General features: G+C 58.1%; 17 protein-coding genes. 4 read left to right on the top strand and 13 right to left on the bottom strand.

Translation table 11 applies throughout. From position 1 onward, the window contains the following. Positions 1-19: 19 nt before the first annotated feature. From tgt to coaD, 5 genes are all read right to left on the bottom strand, one after another. On the bottom strand, positions 20-1,150 hold the full coding sequence (gene tgt, locus T424_RS0103410) for a tRNA guanosine(34) transglycosylase Tgt (RefSeq protein ID WP_027486478.1): 1,131 nt from the start codon (positions 1,148-1,150) through the stop codon (positions 20-22). Further along, positions 1,150-2,241: a tRNA preQ1(34) S-adenosylmethionine ribosyltransferase-isomerase QueA gene (gene queA, locus T424_RS0103405; RefSeq protein WP_027486477.1), complete on the bottom strand. Its 1,092-nt coding sequence runs from the start codon at positions 2,239-2,241 to the stop codon at positions 1,150-1,152. The genes tgt and queA overlap by 1 nt, the downstream gene beginning before the upstream one ends. 75 nt (positions 2,242-2,316) lie before the next feature. Further along, positions 2,317-2,826 (bottom strand): peptidylprolyl isomerase, encoded by a 510-nt coding sequence (locus T424_RS0103400; protein WP_027486476.1) that lies wholly within the window; start codon positions 2,824-2,826, stop codon positions 2,317-2,319. Positions 2,827-2,921: 95 nt separating this feature from the next. Then, positions 2,922-3,497, bottom strand: coding sequence for a peptidylprolyl isomerase (locus tag T424_RS0103395; protein WP_027486475.1), 576 nt, complete (start codon positions 3,495-3,497; stop codon positions 2,922-2,924). Positions 3,498-3,560: 63 nt separating this feature from the next. Then, entirely contained in the window at positions 3,561-4,049 is a 489-nt protein-coding gene (coaD, locus tag T424_RS0103390) for a pantetheine-phosphate adenylyltransferase (protein ID WP_027486474.1), read from the bottom strand. A gap of 449 nt (positions 4,050-4,498) precedes the next feature. Between coaD and T424_RS22400 the strand changes: the two genes are divergently transcribed. Next, a complete protein-coding gene (locus T424_RS22400) occupies positions 4,499-4,648 on the top strand; it encodes a hypothetical protein (RefSeq protein WP_154664786.1) in 150 nt (49 codons plus the stop codon). Positions 4,649-5,296: 648 nt separating this feature from the next. Here T424_RS22400 and gpt read toward each other — a convergent pair. Next, entirely contained in the window at positions 5,297-5,794 is a 498-nt protein-coding gene (gene gpt / locus T424_RS0103375; protein ID WP_027486473.1) for a xanthine phosphoribosyltransferase, read from the bottom strand. Positions 5,795-6,106: 312 nt separating this feature from the next. Here gpt and T424_RS20065 point away from each other — a divergent pair, with 312 nt between their 5' ends. Beyond that, positions 6,107-7,201: an IS4 family transposase gene (locus tag T424_RS20065; protein ID WP_051558775.1), complete on the top strand. Its 1,095-nt coding sequence runs from the start codon at positions 6,107-6,109 to the stop codon at positions 7,199-7,201. Between the two features lie 190 nt (positions 7,202-7,391). On the opposite strand, the gene T424_RS21675 is transcribed toward T424_RS20065, so the two are convergent. Both T424_RS21675 and T424_RS0103360 read right to left on the bottom strand, forming a co-directional pair. Then, a complete protein-coding gene (locus T424_RS21675; RefSeq protein ID WP_154664785.1) occupies positions 7,392-12,821 on the bottom strand; it encodes an Ig-like domain-containing protein in 5,430 nt (1,809 codons plus the stop codon). Between the two features lie 160 nt (positions 12,822-12,981). Further along, positions 12,982-14,229 carry an acyltransferase family protein gene (locus T424_RS0103360; RefSeq protein WP_027486472.1) on the bottom strand — a complete coding sequence of 416 codons (1,248 nt, stop codon included), beginning with the start codon at positions 14,227-14,229 and terminating at the stop codon, positions 12,982-12,984. A gap of 169 nt (positions 14,230-14,398) precedes the next feature. Between T424_RS0103360 and uvrB the strand changes: the two genes are divergently transcribed. Continuing rightward, a complete protein-coding gene (gene uvrB, locus T424_RS0103355) occupies positions 14,399-17,293 on the top strand; it encodes an excinuclease ABC subunit UvrB (protein ID WP_027486471.1) in 2,895 nt (964 codons plus the stop codon). Positions 17,294-17,404: 111 nt separating this feature from the next. On the opposite strand, the gene T424_RS0103350 is transcribed toward uvrB, so the two are convergent. The 5 genes from T424_RS0103350 to pcsA form a co-directional block, all read right to left on the bottom strand. Then, positions 17,405-18,478: a BMP family ABC transporter substrate-binding protein gene (locus tag T424_RS0103350; RefSeq protein ID WP_027486470.1), complete on the bottom strand. Its 1,074-nt coding sequence runs from the start codon at positions 18,476-18,478 to the stop codon at positions 17,405-17,407. A 33-nt stretch (positions 18,479-18,511) separates the two neighbouring features. Beyond that, a complete protein-coding gene (locus tag T424_RS0103345) occupies positions 18,512-19,441 on the bottom strand; it encodes an ABC transporter permease (protein ID WP_027486469.1) in 930 nt (309 codons plus the stop codon). Beyond that, positions 19,442-20,536, bottom strand: a complete 1,095-nt coding sequence (locus T424_RS0103340; protein WP_027486468.1) for an ABC transporter permease — start codon at positions 20,534-20,536, stop codon at positions 19,442-19,444. It abuts the gene before it with no gap. Beyond that, the gene (locus T424_RS0103335) at positions 20,526-22,088 is read right to left on the bottom strand and encodes an ABC transporter ATP-binding protein (protein WP_037066560.1); all 1,563 of its coding nucleotides are present in this window, start codon (positions 22,086-22,088) and stop codon (positions 20,526-20,528) included. The genes T424_RS0103340 and T424_RS0103335 overlap by 11 nt, the downstream gene beginning before the upstream one ends. A gap of 186 nt (positions 22,089-22,274) precedes the next feature. Further along, positions 22,275-22,997, bottom strand: coding sequence for a phosphatidylcholine synthase (gene pcsA, locus T424_RS0103330; RefSeq protein WP_027486466.1), 723 nt, complete (start codon positions 22,995-22,997; stop codon positions 22,275-22,277). A 344-nt stretch (positions 22,998-23,341) separates the two neighbouring features. On the opposite strand from pcsA, the gene T424_RS0103320 reads away from it, so the two are divergent. Further along, the gene (locus T424_RS0103320) at positions 23,342-24,550 is read left to right on the top strand and encodes a UbiH/UbiF family hydroxylase (protein WP_027486465.1); all 1,209 of its coding nucleotides are present in this window, start codon (positions 23,342-23,344) and stop codon (positions 24,548-24,550) included. Positions 24,551-24,556 lie beyond the last annotated feature (6 nt).

Below are 24,556 nucleotides of genomic sequence, written 5' to 3'. Positions count from 1 at the left end.
GGCTTGCAGTTTGGAAACCTCAAGCCGGATCGACGTCTCCCCTGGCCCATGTTTCCATGGTTTCGGCCATGTAGTCTTCGAAGCGGCCCTCGGCAATTGCCTGGCGAATGCCTTGCATGAGTTCCTGATAATAGGACAGGTTGTTCCAGGAAAGCAGCATACCGCCCAGCGCCTCGTTTGAGCGCACGAGGTGATGCAGGTAGGCGCGGGAGTAATCGCGTGCCGCCGGGCAGGAGGATTGCTCGTCCAGCGGGCGCATGTCCTCGGCATGGCGGGCATTGCGGATATTCACCTTGCCACGCCGCGTAAAGGCCAGACCATGGCGCCCGGACCGCGTTGGCATGACGCAATCGAACATATCGATGCCTCGTGCAACCGACTTCAAAATATCGTCCGGCGTCCCGACACCCATCAGGTAGCGCGGCTTTTCGGTCGGCAGAACCGGCAGCGTCACATCCAGCATGGACAGCATGACATCCTGCGGCTCGCCTACCGCCAGACCGCCGACAGCGTAGCCCTTGAGGTCGAGCTGCTTCAACCCCTCGGCGGAGCGAATGCGCAAGGCAGGCTGATCGCCACCCTGCACGATACCGAACATGGCCTTGCCCGGCTGGTTGCCGAACGCCACCCGGCAGCGCTCGGCCCAACGCAGCGACATTTCCATGGCGCGCTCGATCTCGCGCGGCTCGGCGGGCAATGCCACGCATTCGTCAAGCTGCATCTGGATGTCGCTGTCCAGCAGGCCCTGGATTTCAATGGAGCGCTCCGGCGACATGTGGTGCAGCGAACCGTCGATATGGCTTTTGAACGTCACGCCCTGCTCGTCGAGCTTGCGAAGGCCGGAAAGCGACATGACTTGAAAACCACCGCTATCGGTCAGGATCGGCTGCGGCCAGCGGATCAGTTCGTGCAGGCCGCCAAGGCGCGCCACACGCTCCGGGCCGGGCCGCAGCATCAGATGATAGGTGTTGCCGAGAATGATGTCGGCGCCCCCTTCCCGCACCTGATCGAGATACATGGCCTTGACCGTGCCCACCGTGCCCACGGGCATGAAGGCAGGCGTGCGGATCGTGCCGCGCGGCATGGTAATTTCGCCAAGCCGCGCCTTGCCGCTGGTGGCCTTGAGGGTGAAGGTGAACTGCTCGCTCATTATTCTTTGTCTTTCCGGAAGAGCAGGCTGGAATCGCCATAGGAATAGAAGCGGTAGCCGGAGGCAATGGCATAAGCATAGGCGCCCTGCATTGTCTCCAGACCGGCAAAGGCCGAAACCAGCATGAACAGCGTGGATTTCGGCAGGTGGAAATTGGTCATCAGCATATCCACCGCCCGGAAACGATAACCGGGCGTGATGAAAATATCGGTCGCGCCGGACCACGGCAGAATTTCGCCCGCTTCGTTTGCCGCGCTCTCCAGCAGCCGAAGCGAGGTGGTGCCAACGGAAACGACACGCCCGCCACGGGCGCGAACGGCATTCAGGGCGGCAGCCGTTTTGGCAGAGACATGACCGATCTCGTGATGCATCTTGTGGTCGGCCGTATCATCGGCCTTGACCGGCAGGAAGGTGCCCGCGCCCACATGCAGCGTCACGAAATGCCGCTCTATGCCGGCCTTGTCGAGGGCCGCGAAGAGGTCCGGAGTGAAATGCAGGCCGGCGGTCGGTGCAGCAACGGCCCCTTCCTCACGGGCATAAATGGTCTGGTAATCGCTGCGGTCCTTTTCATCCTCAGGCCGCTTGGCGGCGATGTAAGGCGGCAGCGGAATGTGGCCAACCATGGCAATTGCCTGATCGAGATCAGGGCCGGAAAGATCGAAAGCAAGATCGATTTCCCCCGCCTCGCATTTTTCAGTCACAGTCGCAATCAATTCGCCCGACATGCAGGCATTGTTTTCGGTGGCGCCAAAAACGATGCGGTCGCCCTGCTTGATACGTTTGCCCGGACGGGCAAAAGCCTTCCAGCAATTTGCCGCCACCCGCATGTGCAAGGTGCAGGAAACCGGCGTGCGCTCGGCCCCCTCGCGCAGGCGCAGGCCTTCCAGTTGCGCCGGAATAACCTTGGTATCGTTGAACACCAGCGCATCGCCGGGCTTCAGAAACGACGGAAGATCATAGACATGCGCATCCTGCAATCGCGGCTCGTCATCCGGGCGCACGACAAGGAAGCGCGCATGGTCACGCGGGCTTGCGGGCCGCAGCGCGATATTGGCATCCGGCAGGTCGAAATCGAAGAGGTCTACGCGCATGGTTTTCACACATCTGGAAACGCGAAAACCCGCCCGGCATTCACAACGCCGGGCGGGCTTTCAAAAATGACGGCATCAGGCGTCGGCAGCAACCTTCATCGATACGATGGAGTCGGGATCCTTTACCGGCTCGCCACGCTTGATCTGGTCGATGATGTCCATGCCCTCGATGACCTGACCCCAGACGGAATACTGCTTGTTCAGCCAGGGTGCATCGGTGAAGCAGATGAAGAACTGCGAATTGGCGGAGTTCGGCATCTGCGAACGGGCCATGGAGCAGGTGCCGCGCACATGCGGCGTTGCCGAGAATTCGGCCTTCAGGTCCGGCTTGGAAGAGCCGCCCATGCCGGCGCGGGCCGGGTTGAAGGTTTCCGCCCCCTTCTTGCCGAACTGGACGTCGCCGGTCTGGGCCATGAAGTCTTCGATGACGCGGTGGAAAACAACGCCGTCATAGGCGCCTTCGCGGCTCAGTTCCTTGATCCGGGCTACGTGGTCGGGGGCCAGATCCGGGAAAAGGCTGATGACCACCTTGCCCTTGGTGGTTTCCATGATGATGGTGTTTTCCGGGTCCTTGATCTCGGCCATGTCTCTCTCCTTTGCGGGCTTCCCGCCCGTTTACGGCTTGTAATGCCGCCGTTTACAAGATGCGGCGGACATTTCTGCCGCCGCACTTATCATCTTTATTGCGCACGGCCAACCGTAACCTTGACCATGCGGTCGGGATCGGCCACTTCGCCATTGCCACCCTGGCCGCGCTTGATCTTGTCCACGAACTCCATGCCGGAAACAACCTTGCCGACGACGGTATACTGGCCGTTCAGGAAGCTGCCATCGGCAAACATGATGAAGAACTGCGAATTGGCGGAGTTGGGATCCTGTGAACGCGCCATGCCCACCGTGCCGCGCTGAAACGGCACCTTGGAAAACTCGGCCGGAAGGTTCGGAAGCTTGGAACCGCCCGTGCCCGCCCGTGCCTTGTCGAAACCGCTCTTCATGTTGCCGTATTGGACATCGCCGGTCTGGGCCATGAAGCCCTGGATGACGCGGTGAAAGGCAACATTGTCATATTGGCCAGATGCCGTCAGCGTCTTGATCTGGGCCACATGCTTGGGCGCGACCTCCGGCATGAGCTGAACCACGACCGGTCCATCCTTGAGCTGGATGGTCAGATAATTATCGGCAGATTGCGCATTGGCCAACGAAAACGAGGCCAGAAGCGTCACGAGACCCGCAAGGGCAAATTTGATCAGTTTCATGAAAGACTCCGTTGAAGGGGGCGTTCAGTAGCCCACCCTGAATGTCAAAGACGCAACCCGTCTTCAAATACGCGCAATTAGCGCCTGTAGAACGGCATTCGGCACGAAAGCGCTCACATCGCCGCCCATGGTGGCGATCTGGCGAACCAATGTGGCCGTTATGGGCCGGGAGGCGGTGCCCGCAGGCAGAAAAATCGTCTGTATGTCCGGTGCCATTTGCCGGTTCATGCCCGCCAACTGCATTTCATAATCGAGATCGGAACCGTCGCGCAGGCCCCGTACCAGGAGTGTGGCGTCGTGGTTGCGAGCGGCATCGACCGCCAGACCATCAAAGGCAATGACATGAATATCCCCTGCCCTTTGCGGCAAAACCTCGTGCAGGCTGCGGCGAATGAGTTCGGAGCGTTCAGCGAAAGAAAACATCGGAGTTTTGCCGGGATGCACCCCGATACCCACGATAACGCGAGGCACCACATTCAACGCCTGGACCAGAACATCCAGATGTCCGTTCGTCATCGGATCGAAAGAGCCGGGATAGAAGGCAATTGTCATGGCACCCCCAGAAAAGCAGTCAAAGCCTTTTGTCATGGAGAGGTGGCTGCCGCAAGCGACGAAAATGAACGATCCTGTTCATCTTTGAGGCAGACTTGCCCGATGAATGCCGAATGAACGCCCCATTCAGGGCCGTTTCAGCGCAGCGCGATTATACATTGATCCACGGTCGAACTGAGGCCAGTGGAGAGAAGAATGCTCGTCATTACTGTCATCATGGCAATTTGCGCATCCATTCTTCTGGAACTCCTGCTGGATCTTGGCGCAGACCGGTAAAGGGCAGCAACCCGATCTGGCCTTCCCGCAGTAGGAAAGATGAACGCCAGATGAACGGGGTGTTAAGGGCAGCTTCAGCCCGGCCATCGTAAAAGAGGTGCAATGCTCATCGGGAGCAAATGGCGGCCACGAGGGTAGGCCGTTCCGGTGAGCCTCACAAAAGGATGAAATCAATGCTCGACAAAGTGACGATGATTAACTTGGTATGGACTGCCATGATCGGCGCTATGCTCGCAACCAGCATCGGGTTTCACATGAATGAGGAAAAGACCGCCTCCATGTATGGCCCGTCCGTAACCGCTCGTTATGAGACCGTGCGCTAATTTTCCCGATTGCCGTTCGAAAGCCTGACCTCCCAAGAGGCTTGTGAAGCGGATCGAAAACTCAAAAATAGAATCTGCGTAAAGCGTGTCGCGATAATCGCTGACGCGCTTTATGTTTTTGGCTATTCATCACGGCGAAAATGCAGCAGGGTCAATCACGCTTTCGTTAGCCTTGACGGTTGAGGGCCATGCAAGACATGGTTTTGCAGATATTTTAATTAAATCAATGAAAACAACGGCCAGATAGCGAGTGCGCCTTGCTGGCGACCCGCGCGCCGCTGCGGGAAGGCAAGACAAAACTTCATCTTTTACCCGTATTTCACGTCAGAACACAGATCATGTGAACACGTTACCGGAACTTTCGAAGTTTACGGGCATTGTCCGTGTAGAAACACGAACAAGAGGTTGAGATGATGTTCTTTATTCTTTGCGCCCTTGCGGCGTTGATCAGCGTTATGTTTGCAGCATGTGTGGTTTCCACGGTAAGCGCACTGCGACGCGAGCAGGATGAAATGAAATTGATGCTGGAACGGAGCCGACCCTTTTGATGCTTGTGCGGGAAGCTTTGATTGAAACAAAAAAGAGCGCTTCAAGCACGGCTTGAAACGCTCTTTTACTTTGAAGCGGACGCGCGTGGCGCTTACGAAATCAGCCCTTGCTGCCCTTGGCAATCGGCTCCTGATAGGTGAACCCCATATCCCACGGGAAATAGATCCAGGTATCCTGGCTCACCTCGGTCACGAAGGTATCAACGGTGGGAACGCCTTTCGGCTTGGCATAAACGCAAGCGAAATGCGCCTTGGGCATCATTTCCCGGACCTCCGTTGCCGTCTTGCCGGTATCGGTAAGGTCATCGACCACCAACACGCCCGCGCCACCATCGGTGGTCAACTCCGCGGAAATTCCCTTCAACAGGTTCATCTGCCCCTGGGTCGTGTAATCGTGGTAGGACGCGATGCAGACCGTTTCGATGAGACGAATATTCAGCTCTCGCGAAATAATTGCCGCAGGCACGAGACCGCCGCGCGTAATGCACACGATGGCGCGAAATTCCTGCTCCAGCCCCGCCAGCCGCCAGGCAAGCGCACGGGCATCGCGGTGGAACTGGTCCCAAGAAACGGGAAAGGCTTTATCGGGAAGGGACATGGGCAGGCTCCGGCATGACAGTGATAAGCCCGGACACGCATGGACCGGACGCAGGTAACGGCGGCGATGCTGGCCCCGGCCTGTAATCAGTCAAACGACCGGAGCCGGGAGGCTGTAAGCTCCGCAAACGGCACCCTTGTTGTTTGCTATTAGAGTATTTTCCGAAAAAGTGAAAGCCGGTTTTGCGTCCGAAAATACGTCAAAACAGGGAGTTAGAGCGCCGATCTGATTTAATCCCCACAGTACACGACGCAAGGGTGAGAACGGCTTGATGTGGTTGCTTGGAAGATTCTTCGCCAGAAGGATCGTTCCATGCAGGCCCATGTTCACGCCGCTCTCATCGAGACATTAAGCCGTCATTTTGTGTTGCGCAATTCGCGGTTGGAAACACTGGCCGTTTTTATCGTCGGCCTGATACAGTGCCGCACAGTGAACCTGAGCCATATTGCCAGCCATTTTCCCGCACATGCTCAGCACAGCTCGAACTATCGCCGTCTGCAACGCTTTTTTCAAATGATCCGTCTTGATCAGGCAAGTGTTGCGCAGATCGTTGTGGCAATGCTGAACCTCTCACGGCCCAAATGTCTGGCGCTTGACCGGACCAACTGGAAGGTTGGTCGCAAGGACATCAATATTCTCATGCTCGCCATCGTGACGCGGCGCTTTCGTGTGCCATTGCTGTGGACGGTGCTTGACCGCCAAGGCAACAGCAACACCGATCAGCGCATTGCTTTGATGAAGCGTTATCTGGATCTGTTCGGCGCCTCCTCCATTGAACTGCTGATGGCCGATCGCGAGTTTATTGGTGGCGATTGGATCGAATTCCTGAGGAAAAACAATGTTGCCTTTGCCATTCGCGTGAAGGAAAACCAGCGCGTGGCTCTCAGCGATGGACGGCTATGGGCACTGCGCACCTTGCTACGCAAACGTCGCAGGAGCCGCAGCATCACGACGTTCGAAGCCTTTCTGCCTGCGGCATCGGTTCCTGTGCTTTTCGCCGCCAAATGGATCGAAGGCAGAAAGGGAGCCCAAGGCGAGTGGCTGGTGGTCATGACCAACAGCCAGGACGCAAAGTCCGCACTGCGCGCCTACAAAGGAAGATGGGCTATCGAATGCCTGTTCGGCGATGCAAAAACCAGAGGCTTCAACATCGAAGATACCAGAATGACGGCATCAGAGAAAATCGACACCCTGACAGCCATCCTCACACTCGCGATCACGTGGTCTTACCGCTGCGCAACAAAGACAATGGGAATGAAAGCCATCAAACGCAAAACCCATGGCCGCCGCGAGAAATCATGGTTTCGCATCGGCCTGGACGCACTCAGGGCATGGATCGCTTTCAATCCACAAAACGCTGTCAACGCATGGAAGAAAACATTCCCAAAACGACTCAAATCAAATTGAGTCGTGTACTGTGGTTCAGATTCGCTCCTGACGCTTTAAGTCATTGTTTTTTCGCATGTCGCTATCGCAAAACCGCTGCACATTTTTGCGCGACATGCTTTAGTCGATCCTCGTTTCACTTCGGTCGGATTACTCTAAGCAAGGCAGGCTCCTGCGCAACGCCCTGTTTCAGGCGTTGCGCTTGGTTTCGTCATAGTATGAAGTCGGAAGCGACGAGTTTGGTGGTTGAAGCGACTTCGAGAACGAAGTCCGCTTTTCCGTCGCCGTTTACATCACCATAAACGTAATATTTGCTGTCGCTGACCTCGTAGCGCAACTGGCCTGCGACCTTTGTGAAGGCTGCGGAGCCGATGAAGGAGAAGGCCTGATCCCCGGAGGACGATGTATTGGCGTCGATGGCCGAGAGGTTGATATGATCGCCCTGGCTGTGGCTGAAGTCGGTAATCACATCGGTTGTGGTCTTTGTGGTCGTCAGGTCGCTCAGCTTGGTGAATACGAATTCATCGGCGCCAGCGCCGCCCTGCATCGTGTCGCGCCCTGCCCCGCCGATCAGCTTGTCATTGCCGTCACCGCCGTAAAGCGTATCGGCGCCGTCGCCGCCGGTCAGCGTGTCGTTGCCGGCATCGCCGTAAAGCTTGTCGTCGCCGGCATCGCCATAGAGCTTGTCCGCGCCTGCACCGCCCCGCAGCGTGTCGGCCCCTGCTCCGCCGTTCAACGTGTCATCGCCAGCATTGCCATTGACCGCGTCGTCGCCCGCATCGCCGGAAACCGTGTCGTTGCCGTCGCCGCCGTTGAGCGTATCATTGCCATCGCCGCCCGAAAGCGTATCTGCGCCTGCATCGCCCGACAGGGTGTCGGCACCAGCTTCACCGTAGAGCTTGTCATCTCCGGCACTGCCATAGAGCTTGTCATCGCCCGCATTGCCGTGCAGCGTATCATTGCCCGCGTCGCCCGTGATGGTGTCGTTGCCTGCATCGCCGTTCAGCGTATCGTTCCCGTCGCCGCCGGAGATCGTATCGACGCCGTCTCCGCCATAGATCGTATCGGCGCCCGCATCACCATAAAGCTTGTCGTCACCGGCTTCGCCATAAATCTTGTCGTCGCCAGCGCCGCCATAGAGCGTGTCGATGCCAGCGCCGCCATAGACCGTATCATTGCCTGCGTCGCCCGTGACGGTGTCGTTGCCCGCATCGCCGTAGAGCGTGTCGTTCCCGTCGCCACCGGAGATCGTATCGACGCCGTCTCCACCATAGATCGTATCGGCGCCCGCATCACCATAGAGCTTGTCGTCACCGGCTTCGCCGTAGACCTTGTCGTCATCGGCATTGCCATGAACCACATCATTGCCTGCGCCGCCCTTCAGTATATCGTTGCCAGCATCGCCCGCAATCGTGTCGTTACCGGCATCGCCGGTGATGGTGTCGCTGCTATCGCCGCCGTTCAGCGTATCGTTGCCGTCGCCGCCGCTGATGGTGTCGGTTCCGGCCGCGCCGCTGATCGTGTCGTTGCCAGCCTCGCCATAGATCGTGTCGGTTCCGGCTTCGCCATAGAGCTTGTCATCGCCAGCACCGCCATAGATCGTATCGTTGCCATCCGACCCGGCAATCGTGTCATTGCCGGCCTCACCGTAAAGCTTGTCATTGCCCGCGCCACCATTGATCGTGTCATTACCGTTGCCGCCATAGATCGTATCGTTGCCGCCCAGGCCATAGAGCTTGTCATCACCATCAAGGCCCTTGGTGATCTGCCCGGCGTTTGAACCCGTAATGGTGTCGGCGCCGCTTGTACCGCTCACCGTATCGGTCACGCCGGTGAAGGAGACGGTGAGCTGCGACGTGGCGGTTTCGATACTGTCGGTGACAGTATAGGATACCACGACCGTTGCCGTTTGCGACGCATCGATGTCCGCGCCGGTATAGGTCACAGAAAGCGTGCCGTCGGAGTTGACCGTGACACGGCCGCTTCCCGACGTCACTGTGGCGGACGCCACGCTGAGCGTCATGCTGTCATAAACGGTATCGTTGCTGAGAACCGATACCTTGGCGGTGGCGTGTTCGGTGGTGGTGGCAGTGTCGCTTGCAAGGGTCGGGGCCTTGTGTTGCGAGATCACGTCATCGCTGGCAAAGCTGATGCCTGCACTGGTAAAGGCGGCGATCTGTGCCCTGCTCAATACCACCGTACTAGTGGTGGAAATATCGATGGCATTGATGCCCGCAGCCCCAAGCGCCGCAATCTGCGCCACCGTCAGCGACTTCACCTCGGAAGCGGAAAGGTCCACGCGCATGGTATCGACACCGGCAGCGCGCAGCGCCTGACCTGCCGTACTGCCAAGCGCTTTGGCTTCCGTCAGCGTCATGTCCACGGACACGGCATCGCCGGAGACAAAACCAATCCCGGCATTCACATAGGTCTCAGCCTGATCCAGAGAGAAGGCCAGCTTGTTGTCCGATGCATCAATCTTGTCCACATGAATGGACTGAAGACCGGCCAGATCGAAACTGTCAGGATCGGAAAGCGTGGTGGAAGCGGCCGAGACGATCACCGTATCGGAACTGTCGAAGACCATGCCATATTGCGCAAACAGCAGCGCCTTTGCCATGCTGATCGTTGCGGAAGCGCTCGTCACGTCAATCGTGCTGATGCCAAGGGTATCGAGTGCGGCAATATTGGCAGAGGTGAGCGCAGCAATGTTGGTACCACTATCAGCCAGGCGCAGCTCGTCCACGCCAAGCGCCTTCCATGCCGTCAAATCATCGGCGGCGGTGGCCAGCAGCGTCGCAGCCGTATCGGCATAACGGGTGGTGACGGTGCTATCGAAGGTCAGGCCTGCCGTGCGGATCAGCGCAAGTGATGCCGCCGAAACGTCGATGGTCGTGGATGAGGAGGTCACAAGGGTCACGCCAAGTGCCGCAGCCTCCGCAAGATCAGACGAGGAAAGGCTTGCCAGTTCGCTCGACGTGGTCGTGATCGAAAGCAGGTCGGTATCGCTGAAGCTGGCGTTGATTGTGGTATAGGCCTCGATCTGGGTGAAGGTGAGTGTCACCTTATTGTCCGAGGCATCCAGCCAGATCTTGCCATCTGAAGCAATGTCAAGCGTGGCCAGAGCGGCAATGCCCGTGGCCGAAAGGCTCGCGAAATTCGCGCCCGTGTCGGAGATCATCACTTTGTGGTCCGTGGCTTCCAGCGCCAGACCATTGCTGAGGAAGGCCTCAATCTGGCTGACGCTCAGGCTGATGTCGCCATCGACGGAAACCTCATCCACCCCGGCTGCCGCAAGGGCGGCAATCTCGGTCGTCGTCAAGGCGGCAATAGTGGCCACTTCAGCCGAAAGCACCACGCTACTGGCTGCCGTAAAACCGATGCCAGCCGTTTCCAGAGCCTCAACCTGCGTCAGGCTGACCGTCACCGTACCGTCAGTCGGTTGAATCTGGTCCACGCCCCAGCTTGCCAGCGTTGCGATATTCTCGGCCGAAAGGGCCGCGATATTGGCGCTGGTGTCGGCAAGCGTCACCACATCGGCCGAAGCAAAACTCAGGCCCTCGCTGGAATGGCCCGTGTTCCGCAAGGTTGTTATCTCCTCGACCGTCAGCGAAATAGCATTATCGCTGAGATCAAGCGTATGAACGCCGAGTTCGGCAAGCTGGGTGCGCTCAGTAGACGTCAGCGCCGAAAAATCAGTCGATGACAATTGCACGGTCAGCGCATCACCGCTGGCGAATGAGATGCCCGCATTCACATAAGCAAGCGCCTGCGCAAGCGTTAGCGTGGCCGCATCATCGCTCAAATCGATCGCAGAAACACCAAGGCTGGCGAGGCTGGCAATTTCGGAAGCCGTAAAGTCGTCAATCGAAGAACCTGTTCCCGTCACCGAAATACTTGCGTCGCCGACAATGTGTAGCCCCGTGACCGCAATAAGCGCGGCCGCTACCGCCTTCGTCAGCGAAACATCGGCGCTATCGGAAACGGTAATGGTCGTAATCCCCAGTTCCGCAAGATCGGAGGCATCGCTTGCCGTCAAAGCGGAGAGACCCGACGCAGTCGTCGATAACGTGGCCGCAGCCGTGTCGTTCCGGAAGGTCGCGACATAGCTTACGCCGTTTACCGACCATGTAATTGCGAAACCGCCATCAGAAAACGTATCCACCGAATAGGAGCCAACGCCGGAAGACCCACCAATCTCGATCCGGCTTCCCACCAGCGTTCCGTTTGCGTCGAAAACCTCCGCATAGAGGGTTTCGACGTTCGATGAATTTTTCGTCCATACAATAATGTAGCCGCCGCCATCCAGCGCTTCGACCGTTGGAACCCGGTCTATCTGACCGTCATTGGCATCGATATAAATGGCCGCCGTCTTTGCGTTGCCATCGGCATCATACACACGATAGGCAATCTGCGTATCACTCGAAGCGGTCAGCCGCCACGCCAGAACAAAGCCGCCGCCTTCCAGTGCTGTCACAGACGTTGCCGAGGCAGAGTCGGTGCTTACCTGAACTTCGGATGTCACGAAATTGCCGTCGGCGTCGAGTAGGCGCAAATACACTTTGCGCAATGAGATCCAGGACACCGCTATCGTGCCATCTTCCAGCGTCGCTGCCGATCCGCCGGACTGTGCCGAGGTCGTTGTCTCATTGATGGCAAAGGCCGACCCGACAAGAGCACCTGTCGAACTGATGATTTGTGCGGCAACGCCAGTGCTGCTGCCATCGATCGAGTAGGAGTTCCAAAGGACCAGAACCTTGCCGTCACCCAACTCGACGACAGCACCCACCTTAAGCTCGTCAAGATTACCCAGACTCCCAGTATAATCAGGGGTATTGCTGTCGAGAAGCTCAACGGATCCTAGCAGATTTCCACTTGAGTCATAGCGAGCCTCATAAACTTCATTTGTATTGGACTGCCAGACGATAATGTAGCCGCCGTCGGAAAGCGCCGTAACCGTTGGCGCATAGTAGAGCCCGGCCGATGCCAGAAGATCTACGGACCCTACGAGGTTGCCGCTGGCATCAAGCTGGGCGCTAAAGACACTGTCCCCGGAAGCGTCCGACTCAACCCACGTCACGACATAACCACCGCCGGAAATTGCGGTTGTCGTCAGATACGAAGCTATATCCAGTTGTGAAAGGTCAATTTGTTTGGTTTGCACGCCGTCGGAGTCATAAAGACTTGCGAAAACACTCGACGAAGAGCCGTTGATGACCAAATAGGCGATCAGGTAATCACCGTTCGTCTGCGTAGAGATGCTCTCGCGTCCGGATTGCGCGCCGCCGTCAATGACGGTCGGTCCACTTGCCTCGCTGAGTGTAGCATATTCAGAAGAAATCGAAATATTCTGTTGTGCGAATGCCTCGACCTGCGCGACGCTCAGGGCAAGGACAGTGTCGTTTGCGAGAACCGCATCAACACCCAGTGTCTTGAGAGTGGAGACCTGATCGCCGGTCAAGGTTTGCAGGGTAGCGGCGGCATCCTGAATTTCGATGGTGTCGCCACTTGCGAAGACCACACCTTGCGAGGCCAGCGACAGCGCCTGGGCTAGAGTGAGGCTTGCCTTGTCATCGGCCAAATTGACACTGCTGCTGCCGGTTGTAGAAATCTGATTCAAAATATCAGCATAGCTCGTCATGAAATTGTGTCCCCACACCAGCCTGAAATCCGGCCTGAAATTTTCCCGCGCCTCTCAGGGCGGGCGCAAAATATCTTTGGCTCGTGAGGATGCAATTCATAAGCAGTTAAACTCAACGGCGAATTCTGGGCTAGTTTAGCAATTCAAGCGATAAGCCAATTTATATGGAGACACGTGCGGCTTGCTTGGCAGCCAAACCGCTTCGCTCCACGCTGGGGCCGTTAACCTGCGTCATGCTTAACAGGCGTCTTCCAAGCCGGATGCCGGGTTTTTCAATGAGGACATGTCCAACCACGGAGACGGCAATCGAGATTACGACGAGCAGCGGAAGGAAAAATGGTAGAATGAGCGGATCGAGACCTTTACCCGCGTCCGTGAAGAACAGGCTCAATACGATGCCATGCATGAGATAAAGGCCAAAGGAACACTCGCCCAGCGCACAGGCAGCCCTCAATCGTAGCAGGCCACCCATGCTGTTGCCGCAGACGACGCAGAGGAAGAAAAATCCAAAGAGCGGCATCGACCAGCCATAGGGCGTTGGGCTGACCAGCATGGCGGAGATAAGCGCACCCCCCGCCGCGACACTTGCCCGTGATGTCCGCAAGGCCGAGGCGAGCCGTTCGATACGGCTGGCTTCGTTGGCGAGCATTCCAGCCGCAAAGAGCGGGACGTATATCAAAAATTTTGACCGAATTTGCAGCAGGTTGAGCAAGATGACCAGGCCAAGAAGACCTGCGGGAATAATCCAGCTATGCCGCAGAGCATTATCACTGGAAAGACCTTTTCGCCGACGAAGAACGTCCATGGCGACAGCACAGGCTGGCAAGAGAAAAATATAAAATTGCCATTCGAACTTCAGCGACCACAGAACATATGCGTTGATCCGTCCGGCATCTGCTTCTCCAAGCAAGGGTGGCATTGCCCATGTCGAGATCCATTTCACCAGGGCAGGGAGAACCGACGCATCGGGCAGCGTCCCGTTTCGCACGCAAATAATCATCAGGATCACCAAGACGGAAAAACCGACGAGTGGAACGATGCGGAAAAAACGTCCGACGTAAACCCGGTGCCATGATGTCGCGGAAAAACCCTGCAACACATAGGCATAGAACAGAAATCCGGTGATCATGAAAAACAGACCAACCGCACCTGCCCCAAGCTGATTGACAAAATTAATCCCCGGCGGCTCCCAATCTGCACCAAATCGTGTGACAGCGACCCACATCCAGAAATGATGCACCACGACGGACAGAGCCAGAAATCCCCGCAATCCATCAAGACATCCAGAGCCGCGCCGATCTTGCGGCAACACAAGTCCGGTTCTGGCCAGCACCATTGCAAGAAGCAAGGCGGCAACAACAGCGATTCCGGCACCCGCTAACGTGCCAATCAGTACGAAATCAGTCATTCTCGCCCCACAACGATCAGGGGCTTTTAACATTTCTTAAAATTAAAATCTCCCTGTCAAAAGCATTTTTTTGAAATTTACAGGCCCAGAGACATCCCCATGTTGCTTTTTTGTTCTGACAGGCATTCACCCCCTTTCCTTCCGGTCGCGGATTATCCATATTCGGCTCATGGCCAAAGCACCGAAGAAATCCTCCAGTCATCCCGGCTTCGAAGAAGCGCCTCAGGCCGCTTTTGAAGGAGCGCCCGTGCAACTTTCCGGTTCTGTCGCGGATTGGGTGAAGCAATTGGAGGCGGAGGCCGAGGCTTCCGGCGTAGAAACACAGCGTGAGATCGCGTCCAAGGCAGGCAAGCATCGCCGTAAAGCCTCTGAAGCTACGCCGCAAAAGGCAACGGCTGCAAAAACGTCGCGCGGTGTCTCCATCGGCGGGTCGTCGGACCCCAAAACCCGCGCTGCGGCTGGTCTAAACCCGGTGGCGGGCATGGATGTGAGCCTGGAGGAAGCCGGGCAACTGGCGAAAAATGCCGTGACCGCCACGGTGGATGCGCTATCCAAACTCATTGAAAGCGGCAATCCGCTGTTCAAAAACGGGGAAATCTGGACACCGCACCGCCCTGCCCGCCCGCCGAAATCCGAGGGCGGCATCAGTATTCGCATGGCGTCCGATTATAGCCCCGCTGGCGACCAGCCCACGGCCATTCGCGATCTGGTGGAGGGATTGAACAGCGGCGAGCGTTCGCAGGTGCTGCTCGGCGTCACCGGATCGGGCAAGACCTTCACCATGGCCAAGGTGATCGAGGAAACGCAGCGTCCCGCCGTCATTCTGGCGCCCAACAAGACGCTCGCCGCGCAGCTTTATTCCGAATTCAAGAACTTCTTCCCCGATAATGCGGTAGAATATTTCGTATCCTACTATGATTATTACCAGCCGGAAGCCTATGTGCCGCGTTCGGATACTTATATCGAGAAGGAAAGCTCGATCAACGAACAGATAGACCGTATGCGCCACGCCGCAACCCGCGCCATTCTGGAGCGGGACGATTGCATTATCGTGGCCTCGGTATCCTGCATCTATGGTATCGGTTCCGTCGAAACCTATACGGCCATGACCTTCCAGATGTCGGTCGGCGACCGGCTGGATCAGCGGCAATTGCTGGCCGATCTCGTCGCGCAGCAATATAAGCGGCAGGATATTAATTTCGTGCGCGGCTCCTTCCGGGTGCGCGGCGATACGATCGAGCTTTTTCCCGCCCACCTTGAGGATGCCGCCTGGCGCATCACCATGTTTGGCGATGAAATCGAATCCATCACCGAATTCGACCCTCTGACCGGCAAGAAAACCGGCGATATGAAGTCGGTAAAGATCTATGCCAACTCTCACTATGTCACTCCTCGCCCCACGCTGAACGGCGCGATCAAATCCATCAAGGACGAGCTGAAGCAGCGCCTTGCCGAACTGGAAAAGGCCGGTCGTCTGCTGGAAGCGCAGCGGCTGGAACAGCGCACGAAATACGATCTTGAAATGCTGGAGGCCACCGGCTCATGCGCTGGCATCGAGAACTATTCGCGCTATCTCACGGGCCGCAAACCGGGCGAACCGCCGCCGACGCTGTTTGAATATATTCCTGATAATGCGCTGATTTTCATCGATGAATCGCACGTCACGATCCCGCAGATCGGCGGCATGTATCGGGGCGACTTCCGGCGCAAGGCAACGCTTGCGGAATACGGCTTCCGCCTGCCCTCCTGCATGGATAACCGGCCCCTGCGTTTTGAGGAATGGGATGCGATGCGTCCGCAAACTGTGGCGGTTTCCGCAACGCCCGGCAATTGGGAAATGGAAGCGGCGGGCGGCGTGTTTGCCGAACAGGTCATTCGTCCTACAGGCCTCATCGATCCGCCGGTGGAAATCCGCAGCGCCAAGACGCAGGTGGACGACGTGCTGGGCGAAATCCGCGAAACCAGCAAAAAGGGTTATCGCACGCTGGTGACGGTGCTGACCAAGCGCATGGCGGAAGACCTGACGGAATATCTGCATGAACAGGGCGTGCGCGTGCGCTATATGCACTCGGATATCGACACGCTGGAGCGCATTGAAATCATTCGCGATCTGCGCCTTGGCGCCTTTGATGTGCTGGTGGGCATCAACCTGCTGCGCGAGGGGCTCGATATTCCCGAATGCGGCTTCGTCGCTATTCTGGATGCGGATAAGGAAGGCTTCCTGCGCTCTGAAACCTCGCTGATCCAGACCATTGGCCGCGCCGCGCGTAACGTGGATGGCAAGGTCATCCTCTATGCGGACCAGATCACCGGCTCCATGCAGCGCGCCATGGATGAAACCGCGCGTCGCCGCGAAAAGCAGGTGGCCTATAACCTGGAACACGGCATCACGCCGGAATCCGTCAAGGCCAAGATTTCCGATATTCTGGATTCGGTCTATGAACGCGACCACGTTCGCGCCGACATTTCTGGCGCCAGCGGCAAGGGCTTTGCGGCGGGCGGCCATCTGGTGGGCAACAACCTGCAAAGCCACCTCACCGCGCTGGAAAAACAGATGCGCGACGCCGCCGCCGACCTCGATTTCGAAACCGCCGCCCGCCTGCGCGACGAAATCAAACGGCTCAAGGCCATCGAACTGGAAACGATGGACGGTGAGGACTGGTCGGCGCAGCCGACGGAAAGATCCGGCGAATCGTTCCGAAGGACGAACGCCCGGAGCCCAAGCGACGGGCAGATCAACGACGAAACAAAGGCCATGGAGCGCGCGTCCAGCCAAGCGGCACTATCCAACGCGGAACCACAAACCGCAGGCCTATTCCGCAAAAACACGCTGGACGAAATGACAGTTGGCCGCACGGAAAAACCCGTGCCCGGCAAGCTCCCGGAAAAGCCCGCCGGTGTCCCCGCCAGCGACGACGATCAGAGGAGCTTGCGGGCGGGGCAGAGTGGGGCAGACCCCCGCCCCATCATCCGCGGCAAAGTGGGTGCTGGGTCTTATGAGGACCCGGCGGAGCAGAAGCGCAAGGGGCGGACGAAGGGGAAAACGGGTAGGCCGGGCCGATAGGTCTGCGCATAGTAAGAGGGCCCACCCCTGAGGTAAAGCAGCATGAGTCTGCCAAAACGAAAACGGGGCGCTTGAAAGCGCCCCGCACGATTATTCACACTGGCTGCAAGATCACTTCGGCAGTTTGTCGTCCACGCCTTCAACGTAGAAGTTCATGCCAAGAAGCGTGCCGTCGTCGGCCTTTTCGCCAGCCTTCAGCCAGGGCGTGCCGTCCTGCTTGTTGATCGGGCCGGTGAAGGGGTGCAATTCGCCGGACTTGATCTTGGCTTCGGTTTCCTCGGCCAGTTTCTTCACGTCATCGGGCATGTTGGTATAGGGCGCCATGGTGAGAATGCCGTCTTTCAGGCCATCCCAGCTCTGCTGCGTCTTCCATTTGCCGTCCATCAGGTCCTGTGTGCGCTTGATGTAGTAGCTGCCCCAGGTATCCTTGATGGCCGTGAGCTGCGACTTCGGACCGGCGGCGATCATGTCGGACGCCTGACCGAAGGCCTTGATGCCGCGCTCTTCGGCAACCTGCATGGGGGCGGTGGAATCGGTGTGCTGCGTCAGAATGTCCACGCCCTGATCCAGCAGCGCCTTGGCGGCGTCGGCTTCCTTGCCTGCGTCGAACCAGCTATTGACCCAGACGACCTTCATCTTGAAGTTCGGGTTGACGGACTTTGCGCCCTGTTCGAACGCATTGATACCCATCACCACTTCCGGGATCGGGAAGGAAGCGATGTAACCTGCCTCACCCTTCTTCGACATTTTTCCGGCAATCACGCCCAGAATGTAACGGCCTTCGTAGAAGCGCGAGTTATAGGTGGCGACATTTTCAGCCGACTTGAAGCCGGTGGCGTGTTCGAACTTCACCTTGGGGAATTTCTTGCCAACCTTGATGGTGGCATCCATGAAGCCAAACGAGGTGGAGAAGATCAGCTGGCAGTTGTCGCGGGCAAGACGCTCGATGGCGCGCTCGGCATCCGGTCCTTCCGGAACGTTTTCCAGATAGGTGGTTTCGATCTTGTCGCCGAAATGCTTCTGCAATTCCTGGCGGCCCAGATCATGCGCCTGCGAATAGCCGCCATCCGTATGGCTGCCGACATAGACGAAGCAGACCTTGGTCTTGTCCGCAGCACTGGCCGCGCCGCCGAAGGACAGCACCGAAGCAACTGTTGCCGCAAGAGCGATGGTAAGTTTTTTCATGGTTTCCCCTAGAGGTTCAGGTTGAACGATAGCTCAGCGATCGGGCACGAAGCCCTTGCCGAGTGAAGCGGGCGTATTGATCAGCGTCGCGCGCCGATTATGCGAAATGACGATGAGAACCACAATGGTCGCGGCATAGGGCAGTGCAGAGAGGAACTGCGAGGGCACCGCAATGCCCAGCGTTTGCGCCAGAACCTGTGCGTGCAATTGCCCAATGGTAACAGCACCGAACAGATAGCCTCCGGCAAGGACGCGCCATGGCCGCCACGAGGCGAAAACCACCAGCGCCAAGGCAATCCAGCCGCGGCCCGCAGACATGTTTTCCACCCATTGCGGCGTATAGACCAGCGAAAGCTGCGCACCGGCAAGGCCCGCACAGGCGCCGCCGAACATTACCGCCAGATAACGGGCACGAATGACCTTGATGCCGAGGGCGTGGGCGGAGGCGTGATTGTCGCCGACCGCCCGCAGCACAAGACCCTTGCGGCTTTTGAAAAGGAACCAGTTGACTCCGATGACAAGCGCAATCGACAGATAGAAAATCAGGTCCTGCCGGAACAGCACCGTTCCCACCACGGGAATATCCGAGAGAAGCGGAATCTCGATCGGCTGCAATTTGGTGCCCGGCTGCCCCACGAAAGCCTCGCCCAACTGGCCGGAAAGCCCAAGGCCCAGAATGGTCAGCGCAAGGCCGGTGGCAACCTGATTGGTAACAAGCGTCAGCGTCAGAAACCCGAACAGAAGCGAGAACGATGCGCCAGCTGCAATACCAGCAAAGATGCCGATAAAGGGCGATCCGCTGAGCTGGGCGGCGGCAAAGGCCGCGACCGCCCCCATGATCATCATGCCTTCGACGCCGAGATTGAGAACGCCTGCGCGTTCCGTAACCAATTCACCCATGGCGGCGATGACCAGCGGCGTTGATGCCGTGATGATCGTCAACAAAATGGCTTCGAAAATCATTCAGCGTCCTCCGCCGAGAGACGCCCTTGCCTTGGAAAAGACAATGCGAATTTTGTAATAAATGAGGGTGTCACAGGACAGCACGAAGAACAGCAGCAAGCCCTGGAATACCCGCGTTACCTTGTCGGATACGCCGATGGAAAGCTGCGCCGCCTCTCCCCCGAGATAGGTGAGGGCCAGCACGAGGCCTGCGGCGATGATGCCGAGCGGGTTGAGGCGTCCAAGAAAGGCAACGATGATGGCGCTGAAGCCATAACCCGGCGAGATCGACGGCTGCAAATGGCCGATAGAGCCGGAAACCTCGGAAATACCGGCAAGTCCCGCCAGCGCCCCGGAAAACAGCATGGAAAACCAAACCATGCCCCGCGAGGAAAAACCGGCAAACCGCCCTGCCCGTTCGGATTGCCCCAGAACGACGACTTCAAAGCCCTTCATGGTATAGCGCATGATGAACCACACCAGCAGCGCCGCCAGAATGGCGAAGACGAATCCCCAATGCGCCCGGCCCGACTCGGCAAAAATCGCCGGTAGCACCCCGCTATCGTTGAAATCCCGGCTTTGCGGAAAGTTGAAGCCCTCAGGATTGCGCCACGGGCCACGGGCCAGGTAATCGAGGATGAACTGGGCGATATAGACCAGCATCAGGCTGGTGAGAATTTCATTGGTGTTGAAGCGGGTTTTAAGCAGGGCCGGAATAGCGGCATAAAGCGCGCCGCCAATCATCCCCATCACCATCATCAGCGGCAAAAGCAGGGGCGATTCCCACTGGTAAAAAATGACCGGCACGAAGGAGCCAAACACCGCGCCAATGGTAAACTGGCCCTCCGCCCCGATATTCCAGTTGTTGGAGCGGTAACAGACGGAGAGCCCCACACCAATGAGAATAAGCGGGGCCGCCTTGACGGCCAATTCATGCAGCGACCAGATTTCCGTCAGCGGCTCGATAAAGAAGCTGTAGAGCGCCGAAACCGGATCCTTGCCCAATGCGGCAAAGAGAATAGCCCCTGAAGCCAGCGTCAACACCAGCGCCAGAAGCGGGGAAACCAGCGTGAAAAAGCCCGAAGCGCGGGCGCGCTTCTCCAGTTCAATGCGCATGGGCGCCCTCCATGCCATGCAGCCCGCCCATCAGCAGGCCGATTTTTTCCCGCGTCATGCCTTCTGCGGGATAGCTTGCGGAAAGCCGGCCATCCGAAATGGCGGCAATTGCGGTGGAAACCTCGAAAATCTCGTCGAGATCCTGGCTGATAACCACCACGGCCGAGCCCTGGCGAGCCAGATCGACCAGCGCCTGCCTTATGCGGCTGGCGGCGCCCGCATCCACGCCCCAGGTTGGCTGATTGACGACCAGCACCTCCGGCTTGCGGTCCAGCTCCCGGCCGACGATGAATTTTTGCAGGTTCCCCCCGGAAAGCGAGGCGGCGGCGGGGTCTTCACCGCTCTTGCGCACGTCCATTTCCCGACAGATTGCGGCGGCTGCGGCCTTTACCGCCCCGTGCCGGATGAGGCGCAGGATGCCGCCGCCAAGGAAGCGGGCCGCATCGGAACGGTGGCGGGCCAGCAGGAGATTATCCGAAAGCACCATGGTGGATACCGCCGCATGTCCATGCCGCTCTTCGGGAATGAAGCCCGCCCCCAGCAAGCGGCGGCGGTTTATACCAAGCCGGCCGACCGGCTGGCCGCAAAGGCTCACGGCCTGCGGATCGGCAACGGTGGTTTCGCCCGACAGCACATCGAACAATTCGCTCTGGCCATTGCCCGCAACCCCCGCAATGCCGAGCACTTCTCCTGCCCGAACCGTCAGCGAAACATTCTTGAGAGGCATGGCAAAGGGCGTTCTGGCCGGGGCTGAAAGGCCCGTTATGGCAATGCGCACAGGGCCGTCAGCGACCGGCGCCTGCGGCGATACGCCCGCCACCTCGCTGCCCACCATCATCCGCGCCAGCGAAGCGGGCGTTTCCTGCCGCGGATCGCAAGCTCCCGTAACCTTCCCATGACGCAGCACCGTCGCACGGTCGCAAATGCGCTGCACTTCCTCCAGCCTGTGGCTGATATAGAGAACGGAGCGGTTTTCGGCCTTCAGTTTCTCAAGCGTTTCGAACAGCTTGTCGGCTTCCTGCGGGGTCAGCACGGATGTTGGCTCATCCAGAATGATCAGGCGCGGATTTTGCAGCAAGGCGCGCACGATTTCTATGCGCTGGCGCTCGCCCACCGAAAGATCGGCCACATGCGCCTGCGGGTCGAGAGGCAGGCCGTAGGCTTGCGAGAGTTCCCTGGCGCGGGCTGAAATGCTGGCAATGGAGCTTCCATCGTCCAGCGAAAGCGCAATATTTTCCGCAACCGTCAGGGCTTCGAAAAGGGAGAAGTGCTGAAACACCATGCCGATGCCCAGCTTGCGCGCCGCCGCCGGAGAGGCGATCTCTACCTCCTCGCCATTCCACACAATCGACCCCGCGCTGGGTGCGAGAACGCCGAACAGCATTTTGACGAGGGTGGATTTACCTGCGCCATTCTCACCCAGCAAAGCGTGGATTTCACCGGGCCGGATATCGAGATCAATGGCGTTGCACGCGGTGAAATCACCGAACCGCTTCGTTAATCCCTGAACCGAAAGCAGCGAGGGCTGCGCGACCTCTTGGCTATGCGGCACTCTGCCTCCCTGGCGCCCGTCTTCGCCCAAGCGGCGTTGGGGGCGGCCCAATTCAAATTTCAGCGGGAGTAAACACCCGTGATATGCCCTAATATCCTTATTGATACCGAGTTTTAGCCGCCGCACAACCGGGCCAAAGATTATTTTTTGGAGCTTGCCCCTTTTTAAGGCAGAAGCCTTCTGCAATCATCGCCCAAGCCTTGGAAAAATCTGAAGAATTCCTCCAATTGCGTAAAGGTAGATTCCTGTGATGATGAAGGGAATGACCACATAGGACGGTGTGGAAAAATGCATGAGCAGCGCATAGCCGCCAAGGGCGCACCACAAGAGGAAAATCCCCAGATTGAGAGGGCGCAACCGCTTTACCCGCACCGGATGCAGGAAGTGAATGGGCAGGAATGTCAGCAAGACGGAAACCGTCACCACGATCATCGCCGTCAGGGCCGAGGCATCAATCACGAACAGCGTAAACACGATCATGTTCCACACCACGGGAAAGCCGGAGAAGAAATATTCATCCGTCTTCATGCCCATATCGGCATAGTAGATGGCGCTGGAGACGACGATCATGCCGGCGGCGACAAACGACCATGGCTGGCCGATCATGCCGCTTTGATAAAGGGCAAAGGCAGGCAACAGCACGTAGGTCACGTAATCGATAATATTGTCGAGCGTGTCGCCAGACCAGTTTGGCAACACTTCCTTGACCCGCACCTTGCGGGCAATGGGTCCGTCAATGCCATCCACCAGCAGCGCCAGCCCCAGCCACCAGAACATATCGACAAAGCGGTGTTCTGCTGCGGCCACAACGCCCAGAAACGCCAGAAACGAACCGGATGCCGTGAGAATATGCACGGAAAAAGCGCGCATTTCCGCATAGGGTACACGCTTGTAATTGAAAATTTTCATGATGCGCTGATCTCAAGCCCCGGCTCAGGAGCGGCATGAAGGCAGCTCCTGCCTTGCCGCGCCGTGTTCTGGCATTGTGCCGAAAACGGCAAATGACGCAATGCCCCTGTGTTTCTGTTTCCGATCGTCTTGCGCGCCGGCTACCACATTTTGCCCCGGCGCAGACCAATCGTCACTTCATGCGCCCGTTCAAGACCGCACCGGCCCGGATAATCACTGAATTCCAGCCGAATGCAACCTTCCAAAGCGTGCCTTTTGAAAAGCAGGATGCAACTGCGCCATTTCATCCCATGGATTTCAGCAGAGCAAAGCACTACATGAAAACGGGAAGAAGGGAGTTTGCCATGCAGAGAATCGAGATTGCTGTGATCGGTGCGGGTCTTGCGGGCTCCATTGCCGCACTGGCACTGGCACGGCGCGGACGCAAGGTGGCGCTGATCGCCGGGCCTCGCGGCCCAAGGGACCGGCGCACGACGGCGCTGATGGACCAATCGATCCGTTATCTCGATCGGCTTGGGCTGTGGGAAAGCCTGCGTCCCAAGGCGGAGGCCTTGTCCACCATGCAGATCGTTGACGGGACGCAGCGTCTGCTTCGCGCCCCGCCGGTGGCTTTTCGCAGCTCCGAAATCGGTCTTTCCGCTTTTGGATACAATTTCGAAAATGCCACCCTGCTCGACCTTCTGGATGCGGCGGTGGCCGCAGAGCCCAATCTGACCGTGCACGACCAGGCCGCCGGGCACATCGACATCCAGCCGCATGGCGTATTTCTCACACTTGCCGACGGAACCGCGCTTGAAGCAGACCTCGTGGTGGGGGCGGATGGCAAGCGCTCTGCGACACGTGCGGCAGCCGGGATTTCCACGCGTGAGTGGTCCTATCCGCAGACGGCCGTGGTGCTTAATTTTCGCCACAGCCTTCCACATAACAATTGCTCCACCGAGTTTCATCAGGAAAGCGGCCCTTTCACGCAGGTTCCGCTCTCCCGCAATCTTTCCAGCCTTGTCTGGGTGGTGCAGCCACAGGAAGCAGAGCGGTTGATGACCCTTTCGGCGGAGGCGCTTTCGCAGGCGGTGGAACGGCGCATGGATTCCCTGCTTGGTCACGTCGAGGTGACGGAGCTTCCGCAGGCCTGGCCGTTGTCCGGCATGAGCGCGACCCGCTATGGCCGTGGACGCGCCGTGCTGATCGGCGAGGCGGCCCATGCTTTTCCGCCGATTGGCGCGCAGGGTCTGAACCTCAGCCTCCGCGATGTGATGGCGCTCGATGAACTGGCGGGCAAGGATATGAAGACGCCGGTTCCGCAGGATTTCGGAGATCGCTTCGATCGCAGCCGCCGGGTCGATGTCTGGACACGCACGGCAAGCGTCGATCTTTTGAATCGATCGCTGCTTTCATCCTTCCTGCCTGTGCAGATGGTGCGCGCTGCCGGTTTGCATGTGCTTTCCGCCCTGTCGCCGCTGCGCCATCTGATGATGCGTGAAGGCGTGGAGCCCGGCAGAGGCTTCAAGGCCTTTCCGGAAATGCTGAAAGAGCGGATTATGGCAAGACGCTGACGCGCC

Source organism: Allorhizobium undicola ORS 992 = ATCC 700741, from assembly GCF_000621665.1.
GTDB lineage: Bacteria > Pseudomonadota > Alphaproteobacteria > Rhizobiales > Rhizobiaceae > Allorhizobium > Allorhizobium undicola.
This window is presented reverse-complemented; position numbering and strand designations above follow the sequence as displayed.

What these genes read in the sequence shown, in the direction of transcription:
- pcsA (WP_027486466.1), bottom strand. Translation starts at nt 22,997, where the DNA reads ATGAAAATTTTCAATTACAAGCGTGTACCCTATGCGGAAATGCGCGCT.
- T424_RS22400 (WP_154664786.1), top strand. Translation starts at nt 4,499, where the DNA reads ATGCTCGACAAAGTGACGATGATTAACTTGGTATGGACTGCCATGATC.
- T424_RS0103345 (WP_027486469.1), bottom strand. Translation starts at nt 19,441, where the DNA reads ATGATTTTCGAAGCCATTTTGTTGACGATCATCACGGCATCAACGCCG.
- T424_RS0103360 (WP_027486472.1), bottom strand. Translation starts at nt 14,229, where the DNA reads ATGACTGATTTCGTACTGATTGGCACGTTAGCGGGTGCCGGAATCGCT.
- coaD (WP_027486474.1), bottom strand. Translation starts at nt 4,049, where the DNA reads ATGACAATTGCCTTCTATCCCGGCTCTTTCGATCCGATGACGAACGGA.
- uvrB (WP_027486471.1), top strand. Translation starts at nt 14,399, where the DNA reads ATGGCCAAAGCACCGAAGAAATCCTCCAGTCATCCCGGCTTCGAAGAA.
- queA (WP_027486477.1), bottom strand. Translation starts at nt 2,241, where the DNA reads ATGCGCGTAGACCTCTTCGATTTCGACCTGCCGGATGCCAATATCGCG.
- T424_RS0103400 (WP_027486476.1), bottom strand. Translation starts at nt 2,826, where the DNA reads ATGGCCGAGATCAAGGACCCGGAAAACACCATCATCATGGAAACCACC.
- T424_RS0103340 (WP_027486468.1), bottom strand. Translation starts at nt 20,536, where the DNA reads ATGCGCATTGAACTGGAGAAGCGCGCCCGCGCTTCGGGCTTTTTCACG.
- T424_RS20065 (WP_051558775.1), top strand. Translation starts at nt 6,107, where the DNA reads ATGCAGGCCCATGTTCACGCCGCTCTCATCGAGACATTAAGCCGTCAT.
- T424_RS0103395 (WP_027486475.1), bottom strand. Translation starts at nt 3,497, where the DNA reads ATGAAACTGATCAAATTTGCCCTTGCGGGTCTCGTGACGCTTCTGGCC.
- T424_RS21675 (WP_154664785.1), bottom strand. Translation starts at nt 12,821, where the DNA reads ATGACGAGCTATGCTGATATTTTGAATCAGATTTCTACAACCGGCAGC.
- T424_RS0103320 (WP_027486465.1), top strand. Translation starts at nt 23,342, where the DNA reads ATGCAGAGAATCGAGATTGCTGTGATCGGTGCGGGTCTTGCGGGCTCC.
- T424_RS0103350 (WP_027486470.1), bottom strand. Translation starts at nt 18,478, where the DNA reads ATGAAAAAACTTACCATCGCTCTTGCGGCAACAGTTGCTTCGGTGCTG.
- tgt (WP_027486478.1), bottom strand. Translation starts at nt 1,150, where the DNA reads ATGAGCGAGCAGTTCACCTTCACCCTCAAGGCCACCAGCGGCAAGGCG.
- gpt (WP_027486473.1), bottom strand. Translation starts at nt 5,794, where the DNA reads ATGTCCCTTCCCGATAAAGCCTTTCCCGTTTCTTGGGACCAGTTCCAC.